8 protein-coding genes are annotated in these 4,467 nt (G+C 41.8%); 5 read left to right on the plus strand and 3 right to left on the minus strand.

Features of this window, described 5'->3' with window-relative positions:
* Window positions 1–82 precede the first annotated feature (82 nt).
* On the minus strand, window positions 83–676 hold the full coding sequence (locus L1271_RS24385) for a glycoside hydrolase family 108 protein (RefSeq protein ID WP_235369021.1): 594 nt from the start codon (window positions 674–676) through the stop codon (window positions 83–85).
* A 74-nt stretch (window positions 677–750) separates the two neighbouring features.
* Window positions 751–1,317: a hypothetical protein gene (locus L1271_RS24390; protein ID WP_235369022.1), complete on the minus strand. Its 567-nt coding sequence runs from the start codon at window positions 1,315–1,317 to the stop codon at window positions 751–753.
* Window positions 1,318–1,699: 382 nt separating this feature from the next.
* Between L1271_RS24390 and L1271_RS24395 the strand changes: the two genes are divergently transcribed.
* Complete coding sequence (locus L1271_RS24395; RefSeq protein WP_157757238.1) at window positions 1,700–1,870, plus strand: hypothetical protein; 171 nt, start codon at window positions 1,700–1,702, stop codon at window positions 1,868–1,870.
* Between the two features lie 519 nt (window positions 1,871–2,389).
* Window positions 2,390–2,710 (plus strand): hypothetical protein, encoded by a 321-nt coding sequence (locus tag L1271_RS24400; protein WP_235369023.1) that lies wholly within the window; start codon window positions 2,390–2,392, stop codon window positions 2,708–2,710.
* On the opposite strand, the gene L1271_RS24405 is transcribed toward L1271_RS24400, so the two are convergent.
* The gene (locus L1271_RS24405) at window positions 2,702–3,109 is read right to left on the minus strand and encodes a helix-turn-helix domain-containing protein (RefSeq protein WP_088531229.1); all 408 of its coding nucleotides are present in this window, start codon (window positions 3,107–3,109) and stop codon (window positions 2,702–2,704) included. The two genes, L1271_RS24400 and L1271_RS24405, sit on opposite strands and share 9 nt — an antisense overlap.
* Before the next feature lie 124 nt (window positions 3,110–3,233).
* Between L1271_RS24405 and L1271_RS24410 the strand changes: the two genes are divergently transcribed.
* Genes L1271_RS24410 through L1271_RS24420 form a run of 3 tightly spaced genes read left to right on the plus strand, consistent with a single transcriptional unit; the run spans window position 3,234 to window position 4,400 of the window.
* Window positions 3,234–3,497: a helix-turn-helix domain-containing protein gene (locus L1271_RS24410; protein WP_088531228.1), complete on the plus strand. Its 264-nt coding sequence runs from the start codon at window positions 3,234–3,236 to the stop codon at window positions 3,495–3,497.
* Window positions 3,498–3,553: 56 nt separating this feature from the next.
* The gene (locus L1271_RS24415) at window positions 3,554–3,931 is read left to right on the plus strand and encodes a hypothetical protein (protein WP_138521776.1); all 378 of its coding nucleotides are present in this window, start codon (window positions 3,554–3,556) and stop codon (window positions 3,929–3,931) included.
* Complete coding sequence (locus L1271_RS24420; RefSeq protein ID WP_010604423.1) at window positions 3,921–4,400, plus strand: hypothetical protein; 480 nt, start codon at window positions 3,921–3,923, stop codon at window positions 4,398–4,400. Before L1271_RS24415 ends, L1271_RS24420 begins: the two co-directional genes overlap by 11 nt.
* Window positions 4,401–4,467: the final 67 nt, after the last annotated feature.

Below are 4,467 nucleotides of genomic sequence, written 5' to 3' on the forward strand. Positions count from 1 at the left end.
ATCAAATGGCTCGCCGTTCTGGTGTGCGGCAACCTCAGCCTTTAATCGTTTTATGCGGCCTTGTTTATAGCTCCACTCCCAGTTACGCCCCACGGTACACCTCGGCATAACAGCGTTCGGTAATGTGGCTTAGGCGGTTCATCCAACCATTTAGGTTAGGGATTTGGCTATTGTCATCTAGGCAAATGCGCGCATATTTACGGGCGCGGCGGCTGATCAGCTGGCTAATAAACAGGTTAGGTAAAATTGACTGACATTTTTTGAGTGTACGTGAGCCAAATACGCCATCCACCTCAGCATCTGCAATGCGTTGTACTATTCGTGTAATGCCGCTTAGTCCATGTTGTACGGAGCCATCCAAGAGCATGAGTGCTACGCCGCTGTTTAACTCATCGCAGTGCATCGGCTCCCAATAGTCGCGATAGTACAGTCGTATAGCATGGTCAATGGTGAGGTTGGCGATATCGAGTCGAGGATATGCGCGCTGGCTAATGCCAAATTTAGTTAGGCCGCCACGGTCAGACGCAACATCGTTTAGGCCGCCATCGTCACGCAAGCCGCCCTCTAAATACAAAATGGTTAACACGCTACGGCAAAACGCATCACTGTAGCCACGCAACGCAGCGGCAATATTGGGTAGTTGGCGGTAATGTAAGAGTTGTTGAGGTGTGATCATTTGGCATCTCCATCAGGCTGTGCTGATAGAGTGCCAATAGTGTTGGTGAGTGTATTTTAAACTGGGTTAATAAATTACAAGTGAACCGTGGAGATATGCCGATCTTCAATAATACCGGTATTGTCTAAGTCGGCCGTATAGTTGAACCCAAAGCCCAAGCTAACAGGTTTAATCCAAATATATTTTTCAAGGTTGCCAAAAACATCCCGAGAGCCTTTAGCAAGCAACACCACATCTTTGCGACCCACAGACATGGAGAACTTTCCTTCTTTGTCTGTGATTGCTGAGGCAATTGGGGTTAACTGTATTTTATCAATTAGCAAAGTCTCCAAGGCACACTTATTAACAAGGTCTTTGGCCTTATTGTAATCTTTGCGCTTATGCGGGTTTCTTACCATCGCTATTTGCAAATCCATTAAGTCGCTTTGAGTAGGAACAACGCCGCAGTTGATTGTGGCGTAATGGCGCTGGTTTGCGAGAAATTCATTAAATTCGTCATAGTCGTAAGCTGTTACCTTAATTAAGGGCATCGGCACGGTGCTACGAGACTGTGTGAGTATGTAAGCATCACCAGAAACATTAGTAGGGATCATGAGGTATACGCCCGCTAGGCACAGCAGAGCGATGATGTAGTATTTCATAATAAGTCCTTTTAGTTGAATCAAATGTAATTGACTAATAAAACATACAAATAATTCCTGAAATTTACAATGGCGAATCACATTTGTTAAATCAAAGTTGATTAAATCACCCGAAAATCTGGGTATTGTCCGTTGCCAAAGTATCGCATCATAACGCTAAATACGGGCGCTCTATCGCAAATGAGTAAAATTATTCCGAAAATAAACACAAAACTGTTTGCCTAACATTTGGCAAATGTTATAGTTGAGTTAATGGATTGAGTAACCAGTAGTAACGTAGCACGGACAGCCACGGCATCCGTTCCCATTTTTAATCTAGTTTAAAATAAATCCATTTAAAAAGTGTTAAGCTGATAGCTCCCAACTACAGGAGTTTTTAAAAATGCACATAAAAAAATCTAGCAAAAGTACTATCAAGCTTCTTAATAAAAGAACGTTGATTTTGATTACTGGTGGTAATGGCAGCGGGAATGATCCTGGTGCAAAGACTAAAGCTGTGGAAGCTCCAGAAGTCCAATATTATGCAGGTTTGAAAAGCGATAATAAGAAGTAAGTTGAGTTGTAAACATGTTCCCAGATTACCTAAACAAGCTACATGAGATAAATACATGGATTTGGTTGATTTCAGTAATTGCACCATTGGTGATGTATTGTTTGAAAATCGGTTCTCGCTCTTATTACATAGCTTCGGCAGTCTGGGTTCTTTCTCAATTCTTGAACCTTAGGATTGAACCCTATTTAAATGAGATTGTCTCTGCATCGAGGGACAATCTAGTGTTTTGGTACGGTACTTGGGCAACTTTAGATGTTTTGTGTATATTTGTGATCTACTACGCTCATATTAGACATAAAGCTTGTATCGGTTTCACATCACTGAGTGTTATGTTTGCGTATTCAGCGTTGGGCTTCCTTCAAATAGCTCGATTCTTTGAGCTAGAAATTTTCGGCACGCACCATTTAAGCACGTTATACACACTGGGAATTAATTCAGGGAATCTGGCGATAAGCTCGTTGATCGCTTTACCGTTAGTCGGTTATCTATGGGAATATAAACTCAAGCCAAGGAATCAAAATGTTTAGTCTTATATATTTTTCCGGTTTAATAATATTGAGCATAACAATTATGATGGCCTCTGTTAAATTGCGAGGAGGTCCAAAAGACTACGTGAACAGTGATGCTTTTCAGGATGATAGACTGGGAACCAAAGCTTATGTGCTACTTAGACAAAGAAGAGATATTGACAGCATGAACGACCAATTTACAAAATATATGGCGTTGGTTGAGTGGAAAGATGAGGCTGATGCCTTCAACATTCTTTGTGAGTCGAGTTATAAAAATACAAAACCATCAAACCTTATTGAGTTCACCAAAAAAAGTAGAGGGTTACTTTGAGCTTCTACTTTTTGATTCTATTACCTCTGGCTGATACACCTCTCCAATCTCTCGAAACAAACTAAACATTGCCATATTTACCAAAGATTCAACTTTCGCATCTGGTGACTTCGTCAGCAAGCCTAACTCAGCCGTATTGTATAAAAACGCAGTCAGAGCTTCTTGAATATTTTGCTTGCTAAAGCAAACAACTCCATCTTCCTGGATCTGAGTACGTTTGCCTGTTACTAGATAGCCAACATCAAATCCTAACTTCGCTAGTTCAGTTAACTTGTCTGAAGGTATTGGGGTACCACTTTCCCACCTGTAATAGGTGGACTTACCAACTTGAATAGAATCATAGACTTGCTTTTGTTGGAGGCCTAGTCTCTCTCGTTCTTCAATTAATTTATGGTTCATATATGGGAATTCATGTTGACAGGGTTCACATATGAACCCTATACTTAGCCTAACAATTAACCAAACCTTTTATTTTCACTCGCCAAAGTTCAGGTAAAAGGTTTACTCAAAAAGGTAATGTACTATGAAATCCTCCGAAATTAAACAAGCTATTGCAAACGAAGGCTATTCGCTTTCTATGGTTGCTGATGCACTGGGTGTTAGCCTCGCAACTGTTTCAGGTGTCGTTTGTGGGCACACTAAGTCTCAAAAGGTCGCTAATGCTATTGCCAAGATCATAGGTAAAGAGACCTGTGATGTTTTCCCCAATGTCACAGTAAGCCCACCAAGAGGGCTGATTAACAGAGAGCAAGGCGTTAACCAGCTTCAGCAGCTTTTGGCCTCGTAAGGGCTAAGTAACCACTTTACTAATAACTGAGTTACCGAACTTACAGGAGCCACACAATGCACATAATTAGCCCGTACATAGCACAATGCTATCAGCGCCAACAAAGCCGTGTTTTGTTGTTGGTACAGTCGATTAACCACCACTCTGCGCTCAATATGCGTATAGCTGCCAAGTTCAACAATGAGTTGGCGCAGTTCTTTAGCGCTCGCGCAGTACACAGCGGCACAAGGTTTATCGTCAATACACAGCCATTCAAGCAGATTTTTAAACTGGTAAGTAATAAAGTCGGTTTGCATGGTTTGATCTCCCGTTTACGTGATGATCAAATTCTAGCCAGTAAGATCCTCTATTTGGAAGTTCCAAAAATTCTTTCTTTTTGGAATGGACTATTTGCTGCACCTCGCTTGCAAAAAGGAGGTTGCTATGACTACTAAAACAAAACGCCGCCAATGGAATCGAGTTGTCGCTCGTAGCCTTCAAGAGTCCCTACAACTTTGTAAAGAGCATGCACAAGCAACACGTAATATGAGCGTGCCACGCATCGCTGATAGAACGGGGGTTAGTAACGACATGCTCTATAAACATCTTGGTAATGGCGATATGCCAGCAAGCTTGCTAATACCATACATGGCAGCAACAGGTAGAGAGTACCCACTCCAATATATGGCGCATAGTCTAGACAAACTTATTGTTGATATGCCTAAAGGTAAAAAACCTAGCATGCCCACCATTAACCACCTGAATCAGTTTGCAAACCAAGTGATTGGCATGGTGATGCAACTAGAAGAAGGCAACGGTAACGCCCAGCACGTAGCCGACCAAATTGTTTTACTTATGCAAGATCTTGCCTATCACAAGCTCGAAGCTGAAAGGCTCGACGACCCACAACAAACCCTGATTTAGGAGCAAATAGTATGACTATCAAAGACCAAGTTGCGCCTAAAAAACGCCAACCAGAGCAAAATACAAG

Source organism: Pseudoalteromonas sp. OF5H-5, from assembly GCF_021530695.1.
GTDB lineage: Bacteria > Pseudomonadota > Gammaproteobacteria > Enterobacterales > Alteromonadaceae > Pseudoalteromonas.